Genomic DNA, 25,521 nt, shown 5'->3' on the forward strand with positions numbered 1-25,521 from the left:
GCACTCCACCCGCGTTACCCCAACCGATTGAATCCGGTTCCGCGCGCCGTCGGTGCCCCCTCTGCAGCCTGTCCGGTCACATCCGGAACGCCCCCGGGTGGGTCTGCTCGCGCACCGACACGAACTGCTGGCGCACCGCCTGTCCCACCGCCAGGTCCTCGCCCGGCTCCAGCACCTGCGCCGCCGCGCCCTGCCAGACGGGCGGTGTCCGCGGGTCGAGGGTGCCCTGGGACGTTCCGAGCGCCCACGCGGCCTGCCGGGCCGCGCCGATCGCCGCGTAGTCCGCGGGCTGCGGCACCATCACCTGCGCCCCGAACAGCGAGGGCGCCGCCGCCTGCACGGCGGGCAGCTCCGCGGCCTGTCCCAGCAGGAACACCCGCCGGACCTCCACGCCCCGGCCGCGCATCACGTCCAGCGCGTCCGCGAGCCCGCACAGCATCCCCTCGAACGCGGCCCGGGCCAGGTGCTCCGGCTTCATGGACTCGCGCCGCAGCCCCGACAGGGTCCCGGCGGTGTGCGGCAGGTTCGGCGTCCGCTCACCCTCCAGATAGGGGAGCAGCACCAGCCCGTGCGAGCCCGGCGTCGACTTCATCGCCAGCTCGGACAGGCTCTCCAGATCGGGCAGCCCGAGCAGCTCCGCGGTCCCGCGCAGGGTCCGTACCGCGTTCAGCGTGGTGACGACGGGCAGGTGCATCCCGGTGGCGTCCGCCAGCGCGGTGATCATGCCGTTCGGGTCGTAGAGCGCCTCGGGGTGGACGGCCATGACCGAGCCGGACGCGCCCAGCGACACCACCGCGTCGCCCAGACCGATCCCGAGCCCGAACGCCGCCGCCATCGTCTCCCCGGTGCCCGCCGAGATCAGCAGCCCCTCCGGGGTGGCCCCGGCGGCCTCGGCGGGGCCGATCACCTCCGGCAGCATGGTCTGGTGCCCGAGCGCCAGCTCCACCAGATCGGCCCGGTAGTTCCCGGTCGCCGCCGCCCAGTAGCCGGTGCCGGACGCGCCGCCCCGGTCGGTGGTCCGGCGCACCGGACGGCCCAGGAGCTGCCACACCAGCCAGTCGTGCGCCTGCAGCAGCACGGCGGTGCGCGCCGCGTTCTCGGGCTCCGTACGGGCCAGCCAGCGCAGCTTCGTCACCGGGTGCGCGGCCTGCGGCACGCTGCCCACCGCCTGCGCCCACGCCGCACGGCCGCCGAGCGCGTCGATCAGATCGGCCGCGGCGACCTGGGCCCGCTTGTCGGCACCGACCACGGCGGGCCGCACGGTGTTGCCCTGGGAGTCCAGTGGCACCAGCGCGTTCGCCTGCGCGGACACCCCGATGGCCTGGACGCCCTCGAGCAGACCGCCGCCCGCCGCCTCGCCCAGCGAGTACAGCCAGCTCTGCGGGTCGACGTCGGACGGGCGGCCCGTGCCCTGGGGGTTGTCCACCGGATGTGGTGCATACCCCTGTTTGAGCACGGTCCCGCTGTCCGCGTCACAGACGACGATGCGAGTGAAATCGGGCGCACTGTCCAACCCGGCGACTATCCCCATGGCCAAAATTCTGCCGTACCCGGCGGCGTCGCGACGCCGGGCCGGTCCGCCGCGGGCTCCCCGCCGGGTGTCACCGGGGCCCGGTCAGGTGTTGCTCGTGCCCCAGTCGTCCTCGCCGGCGCCCTGCGCGCTGCGCTCGCGCAGGGCGCGCACCCGCTGCGAGACCGACTCGGGCATCCGGTCGCCCATCCTGTCACTCACCACGTGGTACGCCCGGCCCGCGATGTCCCGGCCCTGCTGGGCCGCGGTCTCCGCGGTGTTGCGCACGGCGGGGTTCTGCGCGAACCGCTGCGCTGACTTCTTCAGTTGCTCGTAGCGCTCGCGTCCGGCCCTCGTGCCCAGCACGTAACCCAGGACGACTCCGGTGACGAACGTGAGCCGGTAACGCATGGCGGCCACCCTTTCCTTGTGTAGGACTGCGTGCAGGTCTGCACGGTTCTGCGGTGCGGCGACGGCGCCGGGGAGCACCGATTGGCGAAGCACCCCCCTGCTTGCGCTAATGTATGTGTCGCAGCGAGCGCGCGCCCTCTGGCGAATACCCAGGTAGGTGCGTTCGATGCAGACGAGGCATTCCTCCGTAGCTCAATTGGCAGAGCAGCCGGCTGTTAACCGGCAGGTTACTGGTTCGAGTCCAGTCGGGGGAGCTCGGTCCTCCGTAGCTCAATTGGCAGAGCAGCCGGCTGTTAACCGGCAGGTTACTGGTTCGAGTCCAGTCGGGGGAGCATGCTGAACGAGGACCCCGTGGGGGTCCTTTTTCATGCCCGGTTCGCGTCCTGGTCCACCGCCCGGAGCGGCCGTGCGGGCCCTGAGGCAGCCCTCGGGGTCGCGAGGGGGGCCTGTGCCTGGTCGATCATCGAGGCAGGAGATCGTATGAGCGGCTATGCTGCGGCAGACGGCACGCACACCTGTGCGCGACACGCCGCTTGGGGCGGTAGCTCAGCCGGTTAGAGCAGCGGACTCATAATCCGTCGGCCGTGGGTTCGAGTCCCACCCGCCCCACCACAGCAGAAACGTCGTGACCTGCGGAAACGCCGTCTCGACCTTAGTCGGGCCCTGCCGTTCGCTGCACGAACGCTGCACCGACCCACCGTAGGCTCCTTCTTATGGCTTACGTCAGGACCAATGAACGCCTGAGCGGCGACCCCTCCTACACCGTGATGTGGCGGACTGGTGGCTCCCGAACGGGGCAGACCCAGCGCGAGACCTTCGACGACGAAGGGGCGGCGAAACGCTTCCGCGACCTGGTGAATGGTCACGGACAGCAATGGCCGCCGGAGTGGGTCAAGGGCGAGGGTTTCGTCAAGCCGGGCGAGCCTGAGATGCCCGACTCGGAGAAGTTCTCTGTCTACGCGCATGCCTATGTGGGGCTGCTAACGGACATATCCGAGCACACCAGAACTAACTACACCAGGTTCATCGATAACCACATGATCCCGTGGTTCGGCGAGCTGTCAGTCTCGGACCGGGGGAGCAGGCTCACCCGAGATCACATCAGTCTGTGGATTCTCGACCTTCAGCACGGGAGGCCTGGCCCCCTCCACCCTGCCAGCACGAAGCGCCGGGCGTATGCGCCGAAGAGCCGCCCGTGTCCTCGAAGACGCCGATCTTCTCGTGGTAGATGCCGGATCCGTGCTTAAGCGTTGTCCCGTAAATGATCTACGGCGTGCTCGCTGACCTGCTTGTTCCTTCGTCACCCGGCGAGGGTGAGGTTGTGCAGGCGGGCGATGCCGAGCATCGCGTGGTGGACGCCGTCACCTTTGAGGCGGCAGTCGCGGAGGATCTTCCAGGTCTTCATCCGGGCGAAGGCGTGCTCGACGCGGGCGCGGACCTTGCGGTGCGATGCGTTGTGCTCTTCTTTCCATGGCTCCAGTTCGCTCTGGCCGGGTTCGCGGCGGTGCGGGATGACCAGGCCGGTGCCCCGGTAGCCGCCGTCCGCGATGACCGTGGTCCTGCCGACGGCGGCCTTCGCGCCGGACAGCTCCCACGCCTTGTAGTCGTTGCGGTTGCCGGGCAACGGGCGGCCGACCGCGACGACCAGCCGGGTGTCCGCGTCGATGACGACCTGGTGGTTGGTGGAGTACCGGTAGTTCTTGGACTGCTCGGCGATGCTGTGGTCGCGGGTGGGGACCAGGGTGCCGTCCACGATCAGCACGGTGTCCTTGCGGAACCTCTTGCGTTGCTGGAGCGCGAGCGACGGCCCGAGATGGTCGATGATGCGATCGGCCGCGGACTTCGACACCCCAAAGAGCGGCGCCAGCTGCCGCAGGGTCAGGTTCGTCCGCCAGTAGGCGGCGACCAACAGGACGCGGTCCTCCAGCGGCAGGCTCCACGGCCGGCCCTTGCGCACCGGATCCGCACCTTCCCGCCGAAGCGCAGTGATCAACTTGCCGAACTGACGCGGGCTCAACCCGCTGAACGGACCTATCCAGGAGGGCTGCGACGCCGTGATCACACCAGACACAGCAAGATCATCTCACCCCTGACCAGCAGTTACGGGACAGGTCTTAGGAACCGCGATCCGAATCTCCAGGCGGTCCAACTCCAGTAGGCGGCTGAGCCTTGCTACACCATCGCCTACACCGTCTGCGAACTCATCAGAGACAATCTGTTCCAGTCGTTCGGCGCAGATCGTCTCCTTGGAGCTACCGTTGGCTATTGCATTGAGATCGGCCTCAGTGAGTTCAACGCTCGTTACCAGGCGGATCCTTCCGCTGTTGAGTACGAGCTCACCTAGGGGGGACCCGAAGGACTCCAGCGCAGTGCTCGAGAAGTAGCCGGCTGCCCGCCAATACGTGCTCGCCTCGCGCAGGGACGGGCGAAAGAACTCCTCCACGAGGTTGTTGTAGCCAGAGCGATAGTCCTCTTGATACTGGAGGTTCCTCAAGGCCATCGGAGATGCGGCTCCCTTCAGATGTGTATGGACCAGCACCGATGGCGACTTCCTCTGCGCGCCAGGCTTCTGGTCAAAGCATGCCAGGAGCGGCAGCCTCGCGCTGGATGACGGTCAATCATGACCGGTTGACGGTTGGGCGGTTGTGGAGCGGACGAGTAAGTGGCCCCGGCTGGGTCGGGGAGGACTGTGGCTCAAGTGCCTGGCCAACTGAGCCTTTGCCGATGCGGCTGCGGTCCCTGGTGATGTCGCCCTGTAGCCGAGGTGCTGGTCGCACTGGAGACGCCGGTGGCGGTCGCGTCCCTGATCCGTGCTGTGAGCCCGGGTGGGCCGGAGGGGAGGGGGGTGCTCACTCCTATCTCCGGTATGTTCAGTGCCGCGGGATGCTCGTGGTCATGGACCGCAACTTTCCCGGGTTTGCTTTGTGGAAGGCGTATCTGGAAGCCGGGTCGCATCTCCTGCTCCGGGCCCGTTCACCGGTGGCTCACCGTCCGGTCGAGCATCTCGCTGACGGCACCTACTTGGCGAGGATGAACCTGGCGGGGCAGAAGGGCGCGCACCCGGGCGGTGTGCTGGTCCGGGTGATCGAGTACCGAATCGACGGCGGTGAGGCGGTCAGGTTGCTGACCGACCTGCTGGACCCGTTGACGTTTCCGGCGGTGGAGCTGGCTGCTCTGTACCGGGAAAGGTGGGAGGCGGAGTCAGCGTTTCGGCAGATCAAGACGTTCCGGCGCGGACCGGCCGCAGTCCTGCGTTCTGGCGACCCGCCCTTGTCCGGTAAGAGGTTTGGGCGCATTTGACGGTGCACCACTGCCTGACCCGGGTCGTCACGAGGAACCCCCCTGGATGCCTTCTCGGCCTGCGCCTTGTGTGGTGGTGCTGTGCTGCACGCTTTGTGTTGCCTGCTTTGTCAGCGCGTCCAGGGCAGGTCCGGGTTCGCCCCGCCCGTGTCCGGGTCGGTGTCGCCGGACGGTGCGTCCGCGGTGATGGTGGCCGCGGCGGGGAGCGGGGACGGGGTGGGGCCGGTCCAGGGCAGGTCGTCGTCCGTGCCGACAGTCGTGGTGAGCGTCGAGCCCGCCTTGGTCCAGGGCAGGTCGTCGTCCGTACCTGCGTTCGCCGTACCGGCGAAGAGCACGACGTTCAGGCAGGCCGCACCGATGGCCGCCGCGAAGAAAGCTCTGTTCTTACGCATTCTTGAGATCCCCCTCGTAAGCTGCTTCGTTCGTTCTGGTCAAACCGTACCTCACCCAATTTTTAACTACATTTTTCCGCGATTTCTGCTGGGGAATCCTCGCGAAAATGTGCCGAAAGAGGCTACGGCTAAGCTCCCCCTCAAGAGGCCGGCGGGCTTCGATTGACTTTCCTCCAGTGCCGCCTGCTTCGACAGTGAAGTGGGAACCAAGCGAACGGTTCGGTCCGCTCGTGGCGTGGGGGAATGTCGCAGCACGGAGGGGGAATGGCATGCTCAAGGAGATCGGACTAGGCCAGGATGCGGAATATGCCTATCGCACTCTACTGAAAGAACCGACCGCAGAGGTGCAAGTGATGGCAGAACAGTTCGGCTGGTCCGTCGACCGGGTTTCCACCGCACTCGCCGAGCTTTCCGAGCTTTCACTGGTGCGGCCTTCCTTGGAGAACCGCGAAAGTTCACGTCCGGTGGATCCCGAACTCGGGCTCAAAATGCTGATTCAGTCCCAGGAAATGGAACTGCTGAAATTTCAGCAGACACTTTCGGAGAGCAAGCTCGCGGTGGCCCGGCTGATCGCCGACTACCGGGACGAGGAGCACCGGCTCGCTCCGAGCACGGTGACGCTGGCGAGCGGGCCGGATGCGATCCAGGCCGCCATCGAGAAGGTCAGCCACGAATGCCGTGACGAGTGCGAGGTGTTCCTGCCGGGCGGTGCGCAGCCGGCGGTGAGCCTCCAGCAGTCCCGGCCGCTGGACCTGATGCTGCTGGAGCGATCGGTGCGGGTCAGGTGCGTCTATCTGGACAGCATCCGCAATGACCGGCCGACCAGTGAGTACGCCCAGTGGCTCGGCGAGCAGGGCGGGCAGGTCAGGACCGTCGCCCATCTGCCGCTGCGGATGATCATCTGGGACCGGCGGGTGGCGCTCGTCCCGGTGGATCCCCATGATCCGGACCTGGGCGCCTTCCTGCTGTCCAGCCCGGGGCCGGTCGGCGCGCTGCAGGCGCTGTTCGAGCAGATCTGGCAGGCCGGTTCACGGTTCGGCGAGGACCGTGACCGTTGCCGGAATTCCGACGGTGCTCCGGCCGATCAGGAGAGCGCCGTACTGGGGCTGCTCGCCGCCGGGCTCACCGACGAGGTCATCGCCCGCAAGCTCGGTGTGTCCGTACGCACCAGCCGCCGGATCACCGCCGAGCTGATGAGCCGGCTGGGCGCCCGCAGCCGGTTCCAGCTGGGTGCGCTTGCCGCCCAGCGCGGCTGGCTCGCCGGATGACGGGTGACGGGGTGACGCTCTGGTGGATGTGGGCGGTGGGTGGGTTCCTGTGGGTGGTGTGGCTGGCCGCGCAGACCGGCGAGTGACCGGACGGGCATGGCGGGAAAATGGTGCACCCCCGCGCATGTCCCGTGCCGACGCCGGGAGCGTGTCTCACCGGGCAAGCGACCGATCGGCCGAGATCGGCGGGGCCGATCGTGGCCGATCCGTCGCCGCCCGTGGGCCTGTGGGTTGAGGTCTCGCTCGTCGAGTACGGCCTGTAAGGGCCTGTGGCGGCGCCGAGCTCCGGGGTGGTCAGCACATCGCGGTGATCAGTCCGGCGGTGCCGGCGTGTCGGACGTTCCCGCGGAGGTTGTGGCCGGCGGTCAGCAGGGCACCACTCGGCGCGGCCGCCGTCCTCGTCGCGGAGCATGAGCCGGCCGCCGTCGTGGCAGGTCAGGAGCTGTTCGAAGACGGGTTCGACGACGGCTCCGCGGTGGCTGCAGGGGGCCTCGCCGGGGTCGGTCCGCCGCTTGGGATGCCGTAGCTGTCGTCGTGTGCCCGCCAGGGATTGCGGGACAGCCCTCAGCCGCGCAGGAAAGCGAGTACCGCGAGCACCCTGCGGTTCGTGGAGTCGGACAGGCTCAGGTCGAGCTTGGTGAGGATCGAGCCGAAGTGCTTGCTGACCGTGCCTTCGCTGACCGTCAGGGCCGAGGAGATCGAGGCATTGGACTTGCCCTCCGCCATCAGCGCCAGTACCTGCTGCTCGCGGGCCGTCAGCCGCGACATGGGATCGCGGCGGTGCCGGATCAGCTGCCTGACGACTTCCGGATCGACCACCGTGGCGCCTTCGGCCACCCGGTGCAGGGCGTCGATGAACTCCTCGACGTTGCCGATGCGTTCCTTGAGCAGATAGCCGACGCCCGTACCGTCCGACGAGTCGAGCAGGTCCTCGGCGTAGGTGCGCTGGACGTACTGGCTGAGCACCAGGACGGGCAGGTCCGGCTGTTGCTTGCGCAGCTCGACCGCGGCCCGCAGGCCCTCGTCGGAGAAGCCGGGCGGCATCCGTACATCGGTCACCACGATGTCCGGGTGGTGTTCGAGGACCGCCTCGGTCAGTTCCTGAGCAGTGCCCGCTCCGGCGACCACCTGATGGCCGAAACGCTCCAGCAGACCGACCAGGCCCTCCCGCAGGAGCACGCTGTCCTCGGCCAAAACGATGCGCAACATTAGGTCCTCGATCGAGCCGGTGAGCAGGGGACTTGAAGACGGAACACCGTGGGCCCCCCGGGCGGACTGGACACTAGCAGGTGACCCCCGAGCACCGAGATGCGATCGGCCACACCCTGGAGACCTGTTCCGTCGACCGTGTCGGCGCCGCCGATCCCGTTGTCCTCGACCTCCACGGTGAGCCTGCCCTTCTCGGCCTGCCCGGTCACCTTCGCCCTGGTCGCCCGGCTGTGTTTCGCCACGTTCGCCAGGGCCTCGCAGATCGCGAAGTAGACGGCCGTCTCGATGGCTTCGAGCATGCGGCCGGGCAGCTCGAAACTCACATCCACCGGGACCGCAGAGCGGTCGGCGATGTCCTCCACGGCCGCTTCCAGGCCACGGTCGGTGAGGACTTGGGGGTGGATGCCCCGGATCAGTTCCCGGATCTCCACCAAGGCGACGCCCGCCTCCTCCTGTGCTTTGGTCAGCAGACTGCCGAGCGGCTCGGCGGGGTTCTCCAGTCTGGCCAAGCCCAGCGTCATGGACAGGGCGACGAGTCGCTGCTGCGCCCCGTCGTGCAGGTCGCGTTCGATACGGCGGCGTTCCGCCTCGAAGGCGTCCACCAGCCGCATTCGGGAACGGCCCAGCTCCTGGATACGGGAGTCGAGACCGGTCTCCGGGATGGAGAGCAGCTGCCTGGTCAGTACGGCGCGGCCGGCAGCCAGTACGCCCAGCGGATAGGCGAGCACCGGGAGGAGCAGGACACCGGCCAGCAGGGCGGCGAAGGCCTCCGGATAGGAGTCGGCGATCCAGAGCTTGAGTACGCGGGCCTCCTCGTCGCCGCCCGCGGCCATCATCGCGGGCGTGGCGATCAGGCCGCCGCAGATGGTGAGGACCGTGCCGACGGCGAGCCCTTCAAGGGGCCACAACAAGCAGGCGAACAGCAGCGCGTAGCCCAGCTCCCGCCAGGTGGCCCGCTCCTGGAGCCGCGTACGCAACCAGGCGGACAGCCCGGTGCTGTGGGGCTCGCGGTGCGGTCCGGGGATCGGATCCCTGTCCAGGAGCCGGACCCTGCGGCGCTCCAGGGCGGCCAGCGGGATGCCGGTGAGGGCGAGGGTGAGGAGCAGGGGAATGCCGATCAGGACCGCCGTGAGCACACTGCCCGCGACGGCCAGCAGAAGGACCGTGGCCAGCGTGGCGATACCGAGCGGCACGCTGGTCAGCAGATAGAGCGCCGAGCGCCACGGCCAACTGCTGCGGACATAACGCCGCTCCTGGAGCGCTTGCCAGAGGCTGGGGGAGTGCATGAGGGCACGCTATGAGACGTCGAGCGGGCGGACCACCCAGCTAGCTCCACCCTTGGGGTGGGCCCTGTCTCTCCTGGAAGAGTCCTCCCAGTTGCAATGTGCCGGACCCGGCCGATCAGGTCTCCTTGAGGCAGTGGGCAGCCGACTGCTCCCGCCCCGCACTTCGGGGCCGTGCCACATCGAGGGGACCCCCATGGACTGGCTCCAGACCCAGTTGTCCACTGTGCCTGTCTGGTTGACGCTGGTCCTCGTGTTCCTGCTACCCGCGGTGGAACCGGTGCTTCCGGTGTTGGGCATGCTTCTTCCTTCCCAGACCGCTCTGGTGGTGAGCGGGGTGCTAGCGCACCACGGCACGCTTCCGCTGGCCGGTGCGCTCGCTGTCGCGGTGCTCGGTGCGGTGGCGGGCAATGTGCTCGGTCATCTCGTCGGACGGGTGTGGGGGGCCAGGATCGCCGCCGGGCTGCCGGCCCAGGTCACCCAGTCGCGCAAGTACCGGGCCGCGTTGAGCGCGGTCAGTACGTACAGCGGCCGGGCGGTGCTGCTCGGGCGGTTCAATGTGGCGCTCCGCACGATGGTTCCGGTCATGAGCGGCACCATGCGGGTGCCCTGGCGGCGGTATCTGCTCTGGTCGGTCCTGGGCAGCCTGCTGTGGGCCCCGGCCTGTGTGGCGATGGGGCTTCTGGCCGGCAGTTCGTGGCAGCAGTGGGGTGGCTCCGGCGTGTTGGCCGGCGCCTCGGCGCTGCTGCTGGTCACCACCTCGCTCCCGGCACTGCTCGCGCTGCGGCGCGGATCGGCGGAAGGCGCGGCGGCCCGGTAGGGCCGATGCCACGGTGCTCGTTCAGAGGCGTCCGGCGATGAACGCCAGCAGCTCCGCCTCCACCGGTACCAAGTAAAAATGGTCCCCGGGGAAGATCCGGCTCTCGAAGCCACCTGTGGTGAGCGCCGACCAGGATTCCAGTTCCGCGACCTGGCAGCCCGGGTCGCGGTCGCCGCCGACCGCGGTGATGGGCGCCCGCAGCGGGGCAGGGTCCTGAGGCCGGTAGGACTCGATCAGCCGGAAGTCACTGCGCAGGGACGGCAGTAGCAGTGGGCGCAGGTCGGGGTCGTCGTAGACGGACGAGGCCAGATCGCCCAGCCGTCGGGCCGAGGCGATGAGCCGGTCGTCGTCCAGGGCGTGCAGGGTGCCGCCGCGCTCGGTGTGGGGCGCGCCGCGTCCCGACACGATGACGCGGTCGGGAACGATGCCGTGCCGTTCGTCGAGGCGGCACGCCACCTCGTACGCCACCGCAGAGCCGAGGCTGTGCCCGAACAGGACGAGTGGCAGCTGCCGCTCCCCGGTGACCTGAGGTCCCAGCGCGTCGGTGATCCGGTCGGCCAGTTCGCTCATGTCCTCGATGCAGGGCTCGGCGAACCGCTCCTGCCGGCCCGGGTACTGCGTGGCGAGCACCTCCACATCGACGGGGACACGCCCCGGCCAGTGGTGGAACAGGGTCGCCGTGCCGCCCGCGTGCGGGAAGCAGACCAGCCGGGCCCTGACCCTCCCGTCCCGTCGATACGTCCGGAACCACTGGTTCCCTTTTCTGGCGTCGATGACCGTCACGCGAATCCACCTCTCCGGGCCCCTTCCGGCCCACTCGTGCCCGTCATGATCCGGCCCGGAGGTGGCTGACGGACGCCCTCGGGCGTGCAGGGTCCTGTCCCGGCAGGTTCCTGCCTTCCGGTTCGCTGCCTTTTCCGTACGGGTGCAGCCATCGTGCACAGGAGGGTGGAGCTACCTCCACCCTCAAGATTCCGCTCCGCTCCGATGTGTCGGAAGCGCGGGCCCTGTTGAGTGGAAACCATGAATCAAGCAGCCGTCCGGCTCAGTTCGGTCACCCGGTCCTATGGCAAGAACGCCAGTGCGGTAACCGCTCTGGACCGGGTCAGCCTGGACATTCCCAAGGGCACCTTCACCGCCATCATGGGCCCCTCGGGCTCCGGCAAGTCGACTCTGCTCCAGTGCACCGCGGGTCTTGACCGGCCGACCAGCGGCCAGGTGTTCCTGGGCGACACGGATCTGACCCGGCTCAGCGAGGCGAAGCTGACGCTGCTGCGCCGCAAGCGCATCGGGTTCGTCTTCCAGGCCTTCAACCTGCTGCCCTCGCTGACCGCCGCGCAGAACGTGGCGCTCCCGCTGCGGCTGGCCGGGCGCCGCCCGAAGCGGTCACAGGTGCTGGAAGTGCTGGACCAGGTGGGGCTGCGCGAGCGGGCCGGGCACCGGCCCAGCGAGATGTCCGGTGGTCAGCAGCAGCGCGTGGCCCTGGCCCGCGCCCTGGTGACCCGGCCCGAGGTGCTCTTCGGGGACGAGCCGACCGGCGCCCTGGATTCCACCACCAGCCGGGAGGTGCTGTCCATGCTCCGCTCGATGGTGGACCGCGGCCAGACCGTGATCATGGTGACGCACGACCCGATCGCCGCCTCCTACGCGGACCGGGTGCTGTTCCTGGCCGACGGCCGGGTACAGGACGAGCTGTACTCGCCCTCCGCCGAGCAGGTCGCCGCGCGCATGACGAACCTGGCGGCGGTCCCGTGTTGAGCCTCGCACTGCAGGGCATGAAGACCCGCTGGGTCACCTTCGTCGGCTCCTTCATCGCCCTGGCCCTGGGCGTCGGGCTCATCGCCACCACCGGGCTCGCGCTCGCGGCCACCTTCAGCGCCCCGGACCGGGGCCCCGAACGGTTCGCGAAGGCCCCCGTCGTCGTCCAGGCCTCCGACCGGCTCCGGGTCGACACCCCGATCGGCATCCGGACCCAGCCGCTGGACAACCCCCGCCCGGTGCCCGAGAAGCTGGCCGCCGAACTGGCCGGCCTCGGCAACACGGTCCAGGACCGGACCTTCCCGGTGAACGTCCAGGACGCGGACCTGGACGGCGACGGTGAGGGAACGGTCGGCCACCCCTGGTCGGTCGCGGGCTCCACCCCGTACAGATTCTCCGGCGGACGCGCCCCCTCAGCGCCCGGGGAGGTCGTCGTCACGGCCGGGCCCGGCGCCGAGGTGCGGACGGGGGACCGGATCAGGGTCGCCACGTCGGCCGGCACCACCACCCAAACCGTGGTCGGAACCGTACGGACGGCGGGCTTCGAGACCGCCGTGTTCTTCACCGACGCGGAGGCCGCCAGGATCTCCCCCGTCATCGACGCCGTGGTGGTGCACGCGGCCGCCGACGCGGTACGGGCGGTCGCCGGCGAGAAGACCGGCATGGTCGTCCTCACCGGCGACGAGCGGCGCCGCGCCGACCCCGACCCGGACCGCGACAACGAGGCCCTGGTCTCCGTCAACGCGCTGCTGGGCACCGCGGCCGCCATCACCGGCTTCGTCTCCGTCTTCGTCGTCGCCTCGACGTTCTCCTTCGCCGTGGCCCAGCGCAGGCGCGAGTTCGGCCTGCTGCGCACGGCGGGCGCCACACCCAACCAGGTGCGCAGGATGGTGTACGCGGAAGCCGTCGTCATCGGCATCCTGGCCTCGGCCGCAGGCTGCTGGCTGGGCGCCGCCGGAGCGCCGCGCCTCGCCGACTGGATGGTCGACGTGGAGATCGCGCCGCGCTGGTTCGCCATCGGAAACCAGACCTGGCCGCTGCACACCGCCTTCTGGACCGGCCTGTTCGTGGCGATGGCCGGGGTGCTGGTCTCCTCCTACCGGGCCGGGAAGGTCGGCCCGATCGAGGCCCTGCGCGAATCGGCCGTCGACAGCCGGGCGATGCCGGTGAGCCGCTGGCTGATGGCCACGCTCGTGCTGCTGACCGGGCTCGGACTGCTGGGCATGGCGCTGGTCTCCGACCCCGGGGACGTACTCAAGCGCAAGACCTACATCACCCAGCCGATGCTGCTGATCGTCGGGTTCGCCCTGTTCGCACCGGTCCTGGTGCGGCCGCTGACCCAGCTGCTGACCTGGCTGCCCGCCCAGCTGCCCGGCGCGACCGGTGTACTGGCCAGGGAGAACGCCAACGCCGGGGTACGCAGGACCGCCGCCGTGGCCGCCCCCGTCATCATCACCGTCGCCCTCGCCGCCTCCCTCATGGGCACCACGGCCACCATCAACGAGGCCAAGGCCACCGAGGCGCGCAACCACACCGTCGCCGACTTCGTGATCTCCTCGGGTGGTGAAGGCCGTTCGGTCTCCCCGCAGTTCGTCCAGCGCATCCGGCACGTCGAGGACGAAGGCGCCACGGTCAGCGCCTCGCGCTCCACCGGGGTGACCGTGCTCGAAGAGGGCACGGCCCTGGTCAAGTCCGAGGCGAAGGCCGTCACTCCGGCCGGCCTTGCGGCCGTCTCCGACCTGCCCGTGGTGGCGGGCAAGCTCACCGACCTCGACGACCGGAGCATCGTCGTCAACGAGGAGTGGCTGACCACGACCGTGGGGCAGCAGGTGTCCGTCTGGCTGGGCGACGGCCGCAAGGTTTCGCTGAAGGTGGCCGCCGTCCTCGGCACGGGCACCGGCAGCAACGGGGTGTATCTGACCCCGCGCAACGCCGCGGGCGCCGGAATCGACCGGATCGACGTCAAGGTGAAGGACGGCGCCGACCGGGCGGCCGTCGCGGCGACCCTGCGCGAGGCGGGCACCGCGACCGGCACCGAGGTGCTCACGAAGAGCGAGTGGGTGAACGAGCACTACCCGCGCTCCAGCGAGAACACCCGGCTCGGCCTGTTGATGATCCTGGGCATCGCCCTCGTCTACACGGGCATCGCTCTGGCCAACACCCTGGTGATGGCCACCTCCGACCGGGTCCGTGACCTCGCGGTGCTCCGCCTCTCCGGCGCCACCAAACCGCAGGTCCTGCGCCTGGTCGCTGTGGAGGCCCTGGTGGTGGTCGCGGTGGGAGCCGTGATCGGCGGCGCCGTCGCCGCGCTGAACCTGCTCGGGGTGTGGGGCGCGCTGGGGCTGCTGGACGTGTGGTCGGCGGTCGTCGTGCCCTGGGGGACCATCGGCGCGGTCGTCGCAGCCAGCGCCGTACTGGCCATCATCTCCGCCGTACTGCCCGCCTCCTTCGCCCTGCGCACCCGGCCCGTCGAACTGGCCGGGATGCGCGAGTAGTCCGGGCTCCGGCAGGGCTCTTCGCGGCCCGGGGTCGTCGGCGGCCCCGGGCCGCCCATGGCCCCGGGGCTGCAAGCGGCCATCACCATACGATCCTGAGAGGCAGAGCACGTTGACGAGCGACACCGGGGTGATGCTCCATGAGTTTCTGCGGTCCCCCATGCAGGTCGGGGCGGTGGCACCGAGTTCACGCAGGCTCGCTGCGGCGGTCACGGCACCCGTACCCGAGGCCGGTGACCCCGTGGTCGTCGAACTCGGCCCCAGAACCGGCGCGTTCACCGGACTGATCCAGGAGCTGCTGGGCGGGCGCGGCCATCATGTGGCCGTGGAGATCAACCCCCGACTGGCCGAGTCCCTGGGCAGACGCTTCCCGCGGGTCGAGGTGTTCAACGCTAAGGCCGCCCAGCTGCCCCGGCTGCTCGCCGCATGCGGCCACGGCACGGCGGACGTCGTCATCAGCGGTCTGCCCTGGGTGTCCCTGCCCGGACGGGTGCAGCACGAGACGCTGTGCGCCGTCCGCGATGTGCTCCCGGTGGACGGGGCGTTCACCACCTTCGGATACGTCCACACGATGCGGCTCGCGCCGGCCAGGCGCTTCCGCCGGATGCTCGGCGTGAACTTCGAGGAGGTGGTGGCGGGCCGCACCGTGTGGGGCAACCTGCCGCCCGCCTTCGTTTACCACAGCAGGCGGCCCCGGGACATAAAACCGATCGGCCGGCTGTACGGGCCGGGCGGCGACGGCTGTAAGTGCGCGACGACGGCCGGCGCGGGGCGCTGCTGACCCCGTCCGCGCCGCCGGTGTCCAGCACCGGCATCCAGAACTGAGTCCGCCGCCGCACCGAAGAGGTGCGGCGGCGGACTCAGTGGTGCGTGTTCCTCTTGCAGCCGCAGCTCATCCCGCAGACGGCTCAGCCATCGCCACCGCGATCTTGCGCGGACCGGTGAACGGCTCCCGCGCGTGCGCGGCGAGCATGTTGTCGACCACCAGGATGTCGTGCCGCTCCCAGTCGAAACGGGTGCTGGCGTCCCGGTAGCACTGGCGCAGATGGGCCACCACGTCGTCCGGGATCAGTGCCCCGTCCCCGTAGTACGAGTTGGTCGGCAGGTCCTCGGGCGCGAATATCTCCTCCAGGCCCTCCCTGACGTCCGCGCCCAGCGTGCTGACGTGGAAGAACGTGATGTGGTTGAACCACACCGGCTCGCCCGTCACGGGGTGGCTGTGCACCGCGTCGCGGATTGCGGTGGTCCGCATGCCGCCCTCGGTGAACTCCACTCCGATGCCCTTGTCGCGGCAGTACGCGGCGACCGCGTCCCGGTCGTCGGTGTTGAAGGCCTGCTGCCACGGGACCCCGAAGTCCTGGTGGAAGTTGCGGACCACACGCCAGCGGCGCCGGGTGAACTCCTCCCGTACGTCCGGGTCGATGGCCGCGTACACCTTGCGGATGTCCGCGAGCGGCGTGGCGCCCAGGGTGAGGGCCTGCTCGATGCAGAAGAAGTACAGCGTGTGGGGCCAGACCGCCTGATAGGAGTTCTCGTTGTGCAGGAAGATCTCCTCGTCCGCCGGATAGTCGGTCGAGGTGTACACCTGCCCCTTGATGGTGCTGCGCGGGGAGGAGCGCTCCGCGTACATCAGGGGCGGCATCCCGGACAGGGAGTGCACCGAGCCGTTGAAGCCGTCCACCCCGTCGACCCGGAAGCCACGCAGCAGCACGGCTCCCCGCTCGGTGAGGGCGGCGCGGAGCTCCGGCCGGTTGCGGGCGATGAATGCACTGACTTCGGTCCCGGGGTCGGGCGCCAGGAAGACGCGCGGAAGGTATCCGGGCAGGTCGGTGCCGGTGGGCAGGGTGATCGCGGATGTCGTCATGATGCGTCGGCTCCTTCAGGAGCGGAAGGGTTCGAGGATGGAGTGGGAGCCCGGCTGCGGGGCTGTGGCGTCCGGGCGGTGCGGATCGCGCAGGATTACCGGTCCGGTGGAGCCGGCCGGGCGGGCGAGCGCCACGAACAGGTTGTGTCCGCTGGGCAGGTCCTGGACCAGCCAGTCGCCGCCGCCCGCCGATTCGCCGTCGTGCACGACGAGGGGGCCCGGGTGCTCGGGCCTGACCTCCAGGGCCTTGAGGTCCGCGGTGATACCGGTACCGATCGCCTTCACTACTGCCTCCTTGCGGGTCCAGCACCTCAGGAAGGCGGCCTGTCGTGCGCCGTCGTCCAGCAGATCGTCCAGGTGTGCCAGTTCGGATGGGGACATGACCAGGGAGGCGGCGCCGGCCGGGCTTCCCGACCGGCCGTTCTCCACATCGGCGCCGACCTGTCCCGAGGTGGTCACCGCGAGGGCCCAGTGCGGCCCCGCGTGGGAGAGGTTGAAGTCGAGGGCGGTGGGCGGCCCGGTCACGACCGGTCGGCCGTGATCGGGGTCCGCGCACCAGGGACAGGGCTTCGTACCGAACCTGATCCCGGCCGGCGGCGCCTCCAGGTACCGGGCCAGGACCCGGCGTACGGCGATGTGGGCACCCGCGTACCGCAGCCCCTCGGTGGGCGGTCTGCGGCGCATCACCGTGCGCTCGGCGGCGGACAGCAGCCGCAGGTCGGCGCCGGGTGGGGCACCGTGGGTGGTGCCCTGCCAGACATGCGTGGCTCCGCTGTCCCACAGTGCGCGGTACTCACGCTCAGTGGTGTTCACCCGGGCTCAGTCGGACATCGCCACGAGCACGCGGCGCGCACCCGTGAAGGGGCGGCGGCCGTGCGACACGAGCATGTTGTCGATGAGCATCAGGTCACCGGTGCGCCAGTCGCAGTTCTGGGCAGCCTCCAGCCCGCGGTCGCGGACCTGGATGACGTACTCGTCCGGGATCGGCGAGCCGTCGGCGAACGTGACCGACTGGGGCAGCTCGTCCGCCGGGAGAATCGCCGCCAGCGCGGCCGCGGTATCGTCACCGAGGCCCGCCGGGTGCCACTGGTCCGCCTGGTTGAACCAGACCTCCGCGCCGGTGACAGGGTGGATCGCGGTGGCCGGGCGCACCTGGCGGATGCGCAGCGAGCCGTCGCCCTTCCACTCCCAGGTGGCGCCGGTGTTGCCGAGGAAGGCCTCGACCTCGGCCCGGTCCTTCGTCTCGAACGTGTCCTGCCAGCTCTTGCCGAGCCCGTAGCCGTCGTGGAGGTTCTGCTGGTAGCAGACACCGCCCGTGAACGCCTCGCGGACCTCGGGGTCGAGCGACTCCAGCCACAGCGCGGAGTCCGTGACCGGGGTCGCGCCGCCGGTCTTCGCGGCCTGCTGGCAGAAGAACAGCAGCCGGGCCGGCCACCGGTGGGCGTACGACATCTCGTTGTGCATCGAGATGGTGAACTCCTGCGGGTACTCCGTTGAGGTGTAGACGTTCTTGCCGACCTTCGTACGGGGCGAGTTGCCGTGCACGTAGGCCAGGCGGTTGGGCAGCAGCTCATTCATGATCTTTTCGAGCTCCTCCTCGGTGACACCGAAGCCGCGGAAGATCAGGGCCTTCTCCTTGACGAGCTGGTCGGAGATGGCCGAGGTGTCGCTCACCACCTCGAACAGCCCGGCGCTCGACGCCTCCACCCCGGCATTCTCGGGAGTGATGACGAATGGAACCCAGCCGTTGGACGCGTTCATGTGCTTTCTCCTTGTGCATCGGATGCTGCATTGGATGGAGCGTCGGGTGATTCGTGAGGCTCGTGCGATTCGTGGGTGAGCCGGTGAAGACGGGTGAGCTTGGAGCAGGCGGCGGTGAGCGCCAGTACGGCCATCACCGCGCCGAGGGCCGCGGCTGTGACCGCCGCGCCCAGGGCGTCCAGGAGCAGCCCGCCGGCCAGGACGCCCAGCGAGTTGGCGCCCGACCCGAACAGCTGGAGCACGCTGTTGACCCGCCCCTGGAGCGCGTCGGGCGTGATCTGGACCTGGTAGATCCCCCCGGCGACGTTGACCACGCCGCCGACGAAGCTCATCCCGGCGAACAGCGCACCGAGAACGACGGGGGACCTGGTCAGGGCCAGGGCCGGGACCAGCAGCGCCCAAGCGGCCAGGGCCGCGCAGACCAGCACGGGCAGCCCGAGCCTGCGCGCGGTCCACCCCCCGCCGAGCGCCCCGCAGGCACCGCCGACCCCGCTGATCGCAGCGATCACGCCGACCGTCCCCGCCGAGAGACCGTCCTCGTACAGGACGAAGGCGGGCAGCAGCGCGAGCGCCTGGAAGATCACGTTGCTGCCGGAGATCAGCAGCGTGATCCGCCGCAGGAAGCGGCGCTGCCAGAGCCACCGCACTCCTTCGGCGATCTGCGGGCCGATCCTTTGCTGCCCAGCGGGCTCCTGCTTCTGCTGGAACGGCTTCTTGATCAGCAGGACAGCGGCCAGCGAGAGCAGGTGTGCCACCCCCGCCAGCAGGAAGGGCGACCACCTGACCGCTCCGAACGCCACGCTTCCGGCGGGCTGCCCGATGAGTCCGGCGGCCCGTCCCCTCGCCTCGTTCCCGGCGAGCGCCGCCGTCAGCTGCGAGGCCGGGACCACGTGGCGTACGCCGGCCCGCTCGGCCAGCCGGTAGCAGACCATGAGCGTGCCCTCGACGAACGCGGCGGCCGCCAAATGCGGCAGCCACACCCGCCCGGAGGCCACGCCGACGACCACGCTCGCCGCGCTCAGCGCGCAGCCCGCGCTGCAGAGGATCATCATCCGTTTGCGGTCCCAGCGGTCCACCAGCGCTCCGGCCGGCAATTGGAACAGCAACTGCGGCAGTTGCACGGCGAACCCCGCCACGGCCGCCGCCGACGCCGATCCGGTGGACCAGAGAAGCAGCAGCGGGTAGGCCACGGACGAGGCCCGGGAGCCGAGGAGTGTGAGCCCCGCGCCGCTCCACAGCAGCAGGAAGTCGCGGTTGCGGCGCAGCGGGACCGGGGTGGGTCCCGCCGCGTCCGCCACCGGTGGCGCCGCTTGGCCGGTGATGCTCACAGGCGCTGCGCGGCGCCCGCGGAGGCACCCGCACGGCACCACTTCAGTACCGCCATCGCGCTGTGCATCTTGTTCTCGGCCTGCCCGAAGGCGATGCTTCGCGGACCGTCGAGCACCTCACCGGTGACCTCGTCGCCACGGTGCGCGGGCAGGTCGTGCAGGAAGACCGCCTTGGGGCTGGCCTCCCAGAGGGCCTCGGTCACCTGGAAGGGGGCGAAGACCGTGCGCCAGTCGGGGTCGGCCTTCGCCGTGCCCGTGGTCTGCCAGCGCGTGGTGTAGATGGCGTCGAACTCCTCGGGCAGGTCCGCCATGTCGTGGCGTTCCCGGATGCGCGCGCCCGACCGGCCGGCGTTCCGCTCGGCCCGCGCCAGCATCGCCGGGTCGAGGCCGTACCCGGGCGGGGTGCGCAGCTCCAGCTCGGTGCCTTCGAAGCGGGTGAGCGCGAGGGCCAGGGCGGAGGCGGAGTTGTTGCCCTCGCCGACGTACAGGACGCGCAGCCCGGTGAGGCGGCCGAAGGTCATGCTGAGCGTCGTGAGGTCCGTGAGCGCCTGCGTGGGGTGCTCGTCGGCGCTCATCGCGTTGATGACGGACATCCGGTCCTGCCGCGCCCAGGCCCGCATCTCCGCCGGGTCGCCCGCCGTACGGGCGACCAGCACATCGAGCATCCGGGACAGCACGGCCCCGGTGTCCTCGCTGGTCTCCCCGGTGTTGAGCTGGAGGTCACCCGGCCCGTACGTGAGCAGCGATGCGCCGAGCCGCAGGGCTCCGCTGGAGAACGCGGTGCGGGTCCGGGTGGACGTCTTGCTGAAGTAGACGCCCACCACCTCGTCGGTCAGCGGCCGTCCGCCGCGAACGCCGCCCGAGGCGAACGCGACGCCGTCGGCGACGATGGAGTTCAGGTCCTCGTCTGTGAGGTCGTTGATGGATATCAGGTGGCGTACGGATGAGTGCTGCACAGTGTCCTCCGGATCGTCTGCCGGGATGAGGCCGGGTGGGCTCGTCCAGTCATGCGCGGTCCTCCTCGGTGACCACCGCGCTCAGCAGCGGGTGGTTCGCCGGAGCGGCGTCGCCGGTTCCCGCCGCCGCCCAGTCAGCCATCAATCCGCCCTTGCCAAAGCTCTGTTCGAGGCGGCTGAGGGCGGCGGTCAGATGCTTGACGACGCCCTTGCCGCTGTCGGAGTTGGTCAGGGCGACCAGTCCGACGCCGGTGCTGAGGTGGCTGAGCGAGAGGTTCCAGTAGCCGGCGGGTTCGCCTCCGTGCCCGAACTCGGCGTCGTCACCGGTGTCGTCGACGATGGTGCCGAGGCCGTAGAAGCTCCCCGGGTGTCCGGTGAGCAGCTCACCGGCGACCTCGCTGGGCAGCAGAGCGTCCGGGAGGCCGAGCAGGGAGGCCCGCATCTGGCGGGCGACCTTGGCTATGTCCTCGGCCGTCGTCCACAGTCCGGCGGCGGCGAGGTGGGCGCGGTTGCGCCAGCCGCCGTCGAGCGCGACCCCCTTGGCGTGGTGCCCGAGCGCCACCGGTCTCCCGGCGGTGAGCGGGAACTCCTGGTCGAAGCTGCTGCCCGTCATGGCCAGCGGGGCGAGCACGAGCCGGTCCATCAGCTCCTGGAACGACTCTCCCGTGACGTCCTCCAGCAGCTGCTGGAGGACCCAGTAGTGGGTGCTGCTCTTGCGGAACGTCGAACCGGGGACGAGCTGTCGCTTCACCTGCGGGGTGGTGACCGGGCCGGTGCCCGCCAGCAGGTCGAGCAGAGTGGGCACCTCCTCACCGGGCCGGAACCCGACGCTGCGGTGCCTGGCCAGACCCGCCGTGTGGCCCAGGAGGTGACGGACGGTCACCTGACCGGGTGCGGCGGCGAGCTCCGGGAGCTGCCAGGAGGTCAGGTGCTCCTCGATCGGGTCGTCCAGGGCGATCCGGCCCTGTGCCACCAGCCGCAGGGCGGCCAGCGCCGTGACGTGCTTGCTGATCGAGCCCACCTGGAACAGCGTCTGCGGAGTCACCGCTTCCGCGCTGCCCGCGGACAGCACCCCGGACCCGTGCAGCTCGGTCGAGCCGTCGGCGCCGAGTACGGCGATGCTCACCCCGGGTACCTTGTGCTCGGCCATGAGGGCGTTCAGATCGTCCAGCGGGAAGGCCGCCGAAGCTGCCTGAGCCGCCCGGGGAGCCGCCGGTGCGGCCTTTCCCAGGAGCGCCGCGACCTCCGCGAGCGGGCCCTCGGCCAGCCGGCTCCGGTCGCCGCCCGACGCCTGTTCCAGCAGCGTCGCGAGCAGCTCCGCCGACATCACCACGTCGGCGGGCTTCGCCTCCTCCACGACAGGAGCGGGCTCAGGCTCCGCCGCGCGGTGGGCCGTCTCCGTGTCCTCGTCGATCGCCGCGGCGAGGTCGATCAGCGTCCCGTGCTGGTACATGCGCCAGACCGAGACGGCGAGGCCCTCGCGACGGGCCGCGGCCAGCACCTGGATCATCAGGATCGAGTGCCCGCCCAGCTCGAAGAACTGGTCGTGCACCCCGATCTGGTCGACGCCCAGAACCTCGGACCAGATCTTGGCGAGCAGCCGCTCCGTCCCGGTTCGCGGCGCCACATAAGCGTCCTCGGAGCGCATCGAGGAGCGGTCGGGCGCGGCCAGCGCCCGCCGGTCCACCTTGCCGTTGGCGTTGAGCGGGATGCTCTCCAGCGCCACGAAGGCCGAGGGCACCATGTACTCCGGCAGGCGCCGCGCGCAGTCGTCGGCCAGCACCGAGGCGCTCGGAAGCTCCTGGCCCGCGGCCGGCACGCAGTACGCCACCAGGCGCTTGTCACCCGGGGTGGGCTCGTGCACCGTGACCACCGCGTCGCGCACGGCCGGGTGGGCGGAGACGACCGCATGCACCTCGCCCAGCTCGATCCGGTAGCCGCGGATCTTGACCTGGTCGTCCAGCCGGCCCAGGAACTCCACGTTCCCGTCGGCCAGCAGCCGCACCCGGTCACCCGTGCGGTACAGCCGTGCTCCGGCGGGCCCGTACGGGTCCGGCACGAAGCGCTCCGCCGTCAGGTCCGGGCGGCCCGCGTAACCGCGCGCCACACCCGTACCGCCGACATACAGCTCGCCCAGCACCCCCGTCGGCACCGGCTGCATCGACGCGTCCAGTACGTACGCCGTCATGTTCGGCAGCGGGCGGCCGATCGGCACCACGTCGAGGTCGACATGGCCGGTCACCGAGTGGATGGTGGAGCCGACCGACGCCTCCGTCGGCCCGTACTCATTGATCATCCGGCCCTTGCCGAGCACCTCCAGCGAACGGTTGGCCGTCTCACCGGGGAGCGTTTCGCCCGCCACCACGTACACCTGGCTGAGCTGGTCCACCTGCTCGGTGGTGAGCTGCTCGGTCAGGATGTCCAAGTGACCGGGGGTCAGCTTGATGAAGCTGTACGGGCCCGAGTCGAGCAGTGCCGCGGACAGGTCGGCCGGTGCCGTGTCCTGCGCCACCACGTGCACGGCCTGCCCGGTCACCAGCGGACCCCACAGGTTGGGCACCACCAGGTCGAAGGCCACGGAGGAGAACAGCGGCGCGCCGCCCGTCCCCCGGGACGCCAGGTCCTCGGCCGCCCAGGCGACATGGTTGGCCAGCCCGCGGTGCGGGATCTGGACACCCTTGGGCCGGCCCGTGGAGCCGGAGGTGAAGATGACGTACGCCAGGCCGTCCGGGTCGTCGGTCCGCGCGGGCACCGTGCTCGCCGACTCGGCGGACCCCGCCCGCTCCACCTCGTCGAGCAGCAGCACCGGAACGCCGGTGGCGAAGCCGTCCGCGTAAGAGGGCTCCGTCACCGCGGCGACGACTCCCGCGCTCTCGCACATGCTCGCGATGCGCTCGGCCGGGTACGACGGGTCGATCGGCACATAGGCGCCGCCCGCCTTCCACACCCCGAGCAGCGTGGCGATCAGCCCCGGGCTGCGGTCGAGCAGCACTCCGACGGCGCTCTCCGCGCCGATCCCCTCCGCGCGCAGCCGGTGCGCGATGCGGTTGGCGCGAGCGTCCAGTTCCGCGTAACCGACCGCCGCGCCCCGGAGGCGTACGGCAACGGCGTCCGGAGTCCGGGCCACCTGCTCCTCGAAGCGTTGGAGGACGGTCAGCTCCGGGAACTCCCGCCCGGTCCCGTTCTGTTCCAGCAGCCACTGCTGCTCGCCCGCCGGGAGAAACGTGTCCTCGGCGCTGCCGCGCGGATCGGCGACCATCGCCTCCAGGACCTGCCGGTACAGACCGGTCAGCCGGTCGGCGTGGGCGCGGCCCAGGGCGTGGGTGTGCGTGGTCAGCAGCAGGTGGCCGGCGACGGCCGAGACCGCGAGAGCGAACTCGGTGCCGCCCTCGCCGCTGCTCGCCCCGGAGTCGACGAGCTTGGTGTCGACATGGTCGAAGTCCTGGTAACTGAAGCGCACGTGGAGCAGCCGGCCGAGGCCGGCATCGCGCTGGATGACCGGCATCGGGAACCTGCGGCGGTCCCAGACCTCCGCCTCCCGGGCGAAGACCTGGCGCACCAGATCGCTCCAGCTGCCGCTCGCCCGGTCGAAGGCGAAGGGCAGCGTGTTCAGGTACATGCCGTAGACGCGCTCCGCGCCCGGGGACTCCGGCCGTGCGCTGCACACCAGGCCGCTGAAGAAGGCCTCCTCCTCGGTGACCATGCTCATCACCTTGAGGTGGGCGGCGAGCAGCACGCTCTTGAATGACGCCTGGGCCGAGGTGGCGAGGGCGCGGAGGCGGGGTTCCAGGTCGTGCACGGGCACGGCGACCTGGTACTTCTCGCGCGGCGCCGAGGCGGCGCCCTCCCACACGGGCGGCAGCGCGAACGGTTCGTACCGGCCGATGACGTCCTGCCAGTACTCCCGGTCGGCGGCGGACTCCAGGGAGGCGAGCTCCGCCGCGATGAAGTCGGCGTAACGCACCGAGGGAGCGGTGAACGCGGCCGGGGTCAGTCCGTCGCGCAACTCGCGGTAGACGTCGAGCAGCTCCATGAGCAGCGCGCGGTGGCTCCACCCCTCGGTGATCGCGTGGCAGACCGTCACCACGAGGCGCCAGGAGCCCTCGTCCTCCACCTGGGCGGTCATCCGCAGCAGCGGAGCCGTGGCCAGGTCGAAGGAGATGGACCTCTCCTCGGCCATGATGTCCGCCACCCGCTGCTCGCGGTTCTGCGCGCCGCGCAGGTCCTCGACCGCCAGCGGAACGACGGTGTCCGCAGCGACCAGCTGGAGCGGGGTGGTGAAGGAGTCCGGGTGGAAGGAGGTGCGCAGCATCTCGTGCCGCCCGGTGACCACGTCCAGCGCGGCGCGCAGCGCGGCCTCGTCGAACGGGGTGCCGTCCGTGATGCGGAACGAGGCGACGTTGAGGTAGGCCCGCCTCTCCTGGTCGGCCAGCATCTCGACGAGCATGCCCAGCTGCACCTGGGACATCGGGTACGCGTCGACGACGCCCTCGGGCAGCCGCGCCCGGTCCTCGTCCGCCAGCAGCGCGAAGGGCTCCACCGGAGGGGCCGCCGCGGCGGGCGCCGGGCGCCCGGTGAGGAACTCGCTGAGCTGCGCCACCGTGCGGTACTCGAAGACCTCCCGTACGCCGACGTCGAAGCCGGCCGCCCGCAGGCCGCCGACCAGCGCGACTGCGCGGATCGAGTGGCCGCCGAGGTCGAAGAAACTGTCCTCGACGCCGACCCGGTCCCGTTCGAGGACCGTGCACCAGATGGCGGCGACCCGGGCCTCGGTGATGGTGCGCGGGGCGACGTAGGCGGAGTCTCCGTCCAGCTCGTCCGCCTCGGGTGCGGGCAGCGCGCGCTTGTCGGTCTTGCCGTTGGCGTTGAGGGGGATCTCGTCCAGCGCCACGTAGGACTGCGGGAGCATGTAGTCCGGCAGCCGGGTCGCGCAGTGCGCGGCCAGGCCCGCCGACGTCACCTCCGTACCGTCGGCCGGCACGTAGTACGCGACCAGCCGCAGACCGCCGTCGGCCGAGCTCTCCAGCGGTACGACTACGGCTTCACGGACCGAGGGGTGCTCGGCCACGACGGTCTGGATCTCGCCCGGTTCGATCCGGTATCCACGGATCTTTACCTGATCGTCGAGCCGTCCCAGGAACTCCACGGCGCCGTCGGCCCGGGTGC

20 protein-coding genes and 3 tRNA genes are annotated in these 25,521 nt (G+C 70.3%); 9 read left to right on the plus strand and 14 right to left on the minus strand.

The window, feature by feature from the left end:
* Positions 1 to 76: 76 nt before the first annotated feature.
* Positions 77 to 1,531 (minus strand): xylulokinase, encoded by a 1,455-nt coding sequence (locus ORI94_RS18670; RefSeq protein WP_266076919.1) that lies wholly within the window; start codon positions 1,529 to 1,531, stop codon positions 77 to 79.
* A gap of 84 nt (positions 1,532 to 1,615) precedes the next feature.
* Positions 1,616 to 1,921, minus strand: coding sequence for a YtxH domain-containing protein (locus tag ORI94_RS18675; RefSeq protein WP_266076996.1), 306 nt, complete (start codon positions 1,919 to 1,921; stop codon positions 1,616 to 1,618).
* A 181-nt stretch (positions 1,922 to 2,102) separates the two neighbouring features.
* Between ORI94_RS18675 and ORI94_RS18680 the strand changes: the two genes are divergently transcribed.
* From ORI94_RS18680 to ORI94_RS18690, 3 genes are all read left to right on the plus strand, one after another.
* Positions 2,103 to 2,175: transfer RNA gene (locus tag ORI94_RS18680), tRNA-Asn, on the plus strand.
* 5 nt (positions 2,176 to 2,180) lie between these two features.
* Positions 2,181 to 2,253, plus strand: a tRNA-Asn gene (locus ORI94_RS18685).
* Positions 2,254 to 2,456: 203 nt separating this feature from the next.
* A tRNA-Ile gene (locus ORI94_RS18690) sits at positions 2,457 to 2,533 on the plus strand.
* Positions 2,534 to 3,221: 688 nt separating this feature from the next.
* On the opposite strand, the gene ORI94_RS18695 is transcribed toward ORI94_RS18690, so the two are convergent.
* A complete protein-coding gene (locus ORI94_RS18695; RefSeq protein WP_266076922.1) occupies positions 3,222 to 3,992 on the minus strand; it encodes a transposase in 771 nt (256 codons plus the stop codon).
* Between the two features lie 12 nt (positions 3,993 to 4,004).
* Complete coding sequence (locus tag ORI94_RS18700) at positions 4,005 to 4,421, minus strand: hypothetical protein (RefSeq protein ID WP_266076925.1); 417 nt, start codon at positions 4,419 to 4,421, stop codon at positions 4,005 to 4,007.
* A gap of 383 nt (positions 4,422 to 4,804) precedes the next feature.
* Here ORI94_RS18700 and ORI94_RS18705 point away from each other — a divergent pair, with 383 nt between their 5' ends.
* Positions 4,805 to 5,221: a transposase gene (locus ORI94_RS18705; protein ID WP_323056070.1), complete on the plus strand. Its 417-nt coding sequence runs from the start codon at positions 4,805 to 4,807 to the stop codon at positions 5,219 to 5,221.
* A 110-nt stretch (positions 5,222 to 5,331) separates the two neighbouring features.
* On the opposite strand, the gene ORI94_RS18710 is transcribed toward ORI94_RS18705, so the two are convergent.
* Complete coding sequence (locus ORI94_RS18710; protein ID WP_221361098.1) at positions 5,332 to 5,613, minus strand: hypothetical protein; 282 nt, start codon at positions 5,611 to 5,613, stop codon at positions 5,332 to 5,334.
* A 269-nt stretch (positions 5,614 to 5,882) separates the two neighbouring features.
* On the opposite strand from ORI94_RS18710, the gene ORI94_RS18715 reads away from it, so the two are divergent.
* A complete protein-coding gene (locus tag ORI94_RS18715; RefSeq protein WP_221361100.1) occupies positions 5,883 to 6,881 on the plus strand; it encodes a helix-turn-helix domain-containing protein in 999 nt (332 codons plus the stop codon).
* Between the two features lie 564 nt (positions 6,882 to 7,445).
* Here the strand turns inward: ORI94_RS18715 and ORI94_RS18720 are convergent.
* Both ORI94_RS18720 and ORI94_RS18725 read right to left on the minus strand, forming a co-directional pair.
* A complete protein-coding gene (locus ORI94_RS18720; RefSeq protein ID WP_266076937.1) occupies positions 7,446 to 8,090 on the minus strand; it encodes a response regulator transcription factor in 645 nt (214 codons plus the stop codon).
* The gene (locus ORI94_RS18725) at positions 8,090 to 9,376 is read right to left on the minus strand and encodes a sensor histidine kinase (RefSeq protein WP_221361102.1); all 1,287 of its coding nucleotides are present in this window, start codon (positions 9,374 to 9,376) and stop codon (positions 8,090 to 8,092) included. Before ORI94_RS18725 ends, ORI94_RS18720 begins: the two co-directional genes overlap by 1 nt.
* A 295-nt stretch (positions 9,377 to 9,671) precedes the next feature.
* Here ORI94_RS18725 and ORI94_RS18730 point away from each other — a divergent pair, with 295 nt between their 5' ends.
* Entirely contained in the window at positions 9,672 to 10,193 is a 522-nt protein-coding gene (locus ORI94_RS18730; RefSeq protein ID WP_221361103.1) for a DedA family protein, read from the plus strand.
* Between the two features lie 21 nt (positions 10,194 to 10,214).
* Here the strand turns inward: ORI94_RS18730 and ORI94_RS18735 are convergent, their stop codons facing one another.
* The gene (locus tag ORI94_RS18735; RefSeq protein ID WP_221361105.1) at positions 10,215 to 10,976 is read right to left on the minus strand and encodes a thioesterase II family protein; all 762 of its coding nucleotides are present in this window, start codon (positions 10,974 to 10,976) and stop codon (positions 10,215 to 10,217) included.
* Between the two features lie 240 nt (positions 10,977 to 11,216).
* Between ORI94_RS18735 and ORI94_RS18740 the strand changes: the two genes are divergently transcribed.
* The 3 genes from ORI94_RS18740 to ORI94_RS18750 all read left to right on the plus strand — a co-directional run bounded on the left by ORI94_RS18740 (position 11,217) and on the right by ORI94_RS18750 (position 15,227).
* Positions 11,217 to 11,951, plus strand: a complete 735-nt coding sequence (locus ORI94_RS18740) for an ABC transporter ATP-binding protein (RefSeq protein ID WP_221361107.1) — start codon at positions 11,217 to 11,219, stop codon at positions 11,949 to 11,951.
* Positions 11,945 to 14,446 carry an ABC transporter permease gene (locus ORI94_RS18745; RefSeq protein WP_266076945.1) on the plus strand — a complete coding sequence of 834 codons (2,502 nt, stop codon included), beginning with the start codon at positions 11,945 to 11,947 and terminating at the stop codon, positions 14,444 to 14,446. Before ORI94_RS18740 ends, ORI94_RS18745 begins: the two co-directional genes overlap by 7 nt.
* Before the next feature lie 133 nt (positions 14,447 to 14,579).
* Positions 14,580 to 15,227 (plus strand): class I SAM-dependent methyltransferase, encoded by a 648-nt coding sequence (locus ORI94_RS18750; protein ID WP_221361111.1) that lies wholly within the window; start codon positions 14,580 to 14,582, stop codon positions 15,225 to 15,227.
* A gap of 111 nt (positions 15,228 to 15,338) precedes the next feature.
* Here ORI94_RS18750 and ORI94_RS18755 read toward each other — a convergent pair whose 3' ends face one another.
* The 6 genes from ORI94_RS18755 to ORI94_RS18780 are packed head-to-tail and all read right to left on the minus strand — an operon-like array spanning position 15,339 to position 25,501.
* Positions 15,339 to 16,310, minus strand: coding sequence for a TauD/TfdA family dioxygenase (locus ORI94_RS18755; protein ID WP_221361113.1), 972 nt, complete (start codon positions 16,308 to 16,310; stop codon positions 15,339 to 15,341).
* 15 nt (positions 16,311 to 16,325) lie between these two features.
* Positions 16,326 to 17,123, minus strand: a complete 798-nt coding sequence (locus ORI94_RS18760) for a 4'-phosphopantetheinyl transferase family protein (RefSeq protein WP_266076950.1) — start codon at positions 17,121 to 17,123, stop codon at positions 16,326 to 16,328.
* A gap of 6 nt (positions 17,124 to 17,129) precedes the next feature.
* The gene (locus ORI94_RS18765) at positions 17,130 to 18,071 is read right to left on the minus strand and encodes a TauD/TfdA family dioxygenase (protein WP_221361119.1); all 942 of its coding nucleotides are present in this window, start codon (positions 18,069 to 18,071) and stop codon (positions 17,130 to 17,132) included.
* Positions 18,068 to 19,399 carry an MFS transporter gene (locus ORI94_RS18770; RefSeq protein WP_221361130.1) on the minus strand — a complete coding sequence of 444 codons (1,332 nt, stop codon included), beginning with the start codon at positions 19,397 to 19,399 and terminating at the stop codon, positions 18,068 to 18,070. Before ORI94_RS18770 ends, ORI94_RS18765 begins: the two co-directional genes overlap by 4 nt.
* On the minus strand, positions 19,396 to 20,355 hold the full coding sequence (locus tag ORI94_RS18775) for an ornithine carbamoyltransferase (protein WP_266076955.1): 960 nt from the start codon (positions 20,353 to 20,355) through the stop codon (positions 19,396 to 19,398). Before ORI94_RS18775 ends, ORI94_RS18770 begins: the two co-directional genes overlap by 4 nt.
* A gap of 49 nt (positions 20,356 to 20,404) precedes the next feature.
* A complete protein-coding gene (locus ORI94_RS18780; protein ID WP_266076958.1) occupies positions 20,405 to 25,501 on the minus strand; it encodes a non-ribosomal peptide synthetase in 5,097 nt (1,698 codons plus the stop codon).
* Between the last annotated feature and the right edge of the window lie 20 nt (positions 25,502 to 25,521).

Origin of the sequence: Streptomyces sp. NEAU-W12, assembly GCF_026242095.1 — a bacterium.
In the GTDB taxonomy this organism is placed as follows: Bacteria; Actinomycetota; Actinomycetes; order Streptomycetales; family Streptomycetaceae; genus Streptomyces.

Bases quoted from the DNA above. Each gene is read 5' to 3' on its own strand.
- ORI94_RS18670 (WP_266076919.1), bottom strand. From the start codon at position 1,531: ATGGGGATAGTCGCCGGGTTGGACAGTGCGCCCGATTTCACTCGCATC.
- ORI94_RS18675 (WP_266076996.1), bottom strand. From the start codon at position 1,921: ATGCGTTACCGGCTCACGTTCGTCACCGGAGTCGTCCTGGGTTACGTG.
- ORI94_RS18700 (WP_266076925.1), bottom strand. From the start codon at position 4,421: ATGGCCTTGAGGAACCTCCAGTATCAAGAGGACTATCGCTCTGGCTAC.
- ORI94_RS18705 (WP_323056070.1), top strand. From the start codon at position 4,805: ATGCTCGTGGTCATGGACCGCAACTTTCCCGGGTTTGCTTTGTGGAAG.
- ORI94_RS18710 (WP_221361098.1), bottom strand. From the start codon at position 5,613: ATGCGTAAGAACAGAGCTTTCTTCGCGGCGGCCATCGGTGCGGCCTGC.
- ORI94_RS18715 (WP_221361100.1), top strand. From the start codon at position 5,883: ATGCTCAAGGAGATCGGACTAGGCCAGGATGCGGAATATGCCTATCGC.
- ORI94_RS18720 (WP_266076937.1), bottom strand. From the start codon at position 8,090: ATGTTGCGCATCGTTTTGGCCGAGGACAGCGTGCTCCTGCGGGAGGGC.
- ORI94_RS18725 (WP_221361102.1), bottom strand. From the start codon at position 9,376: ATGCACTCCCCCAGCCTCTGGCAAGCGCTCCAGGAGCGGCGTTATGTC.
- ORI94_RS18730 (WP_221361103.1), top strand. From the start codon at position 9,672: ATGCTTCTTCCTTCCCAGACCGCTCTGGTGGTGAGCGGGGTGCTAGCG.
- ORI94_RS18740 (WP_221361107.1), top strand. From the start codon at position 11,217: ATGAATCAAGCAGCCGTCCGGCTCAGTTCGGTCACCCGGTCCTATGGC.
- ORI94_RS18750 (WP_221361111.1), top strand. From the start codon at position 14,580: ATGCTCCATGAGTTTCTGCGGTCCCCCATGCAGGTCGGGGCGGTGGCA.
- ORI94_RS18755 (WP_221361113.1), bottom strand. From the start codon at position 16,310: ATGACGACATCCGCGATCACCCTGCCCACCGGCACCGACCTGCCCGGA.
- ORI94_RS18765 (WP_221361119.1), bottom strand. From the start codon at position 18,071: ATGAACGCGTCCAACGGCTGGGTTCCATTCGTCATCACTCCCGAGAAT.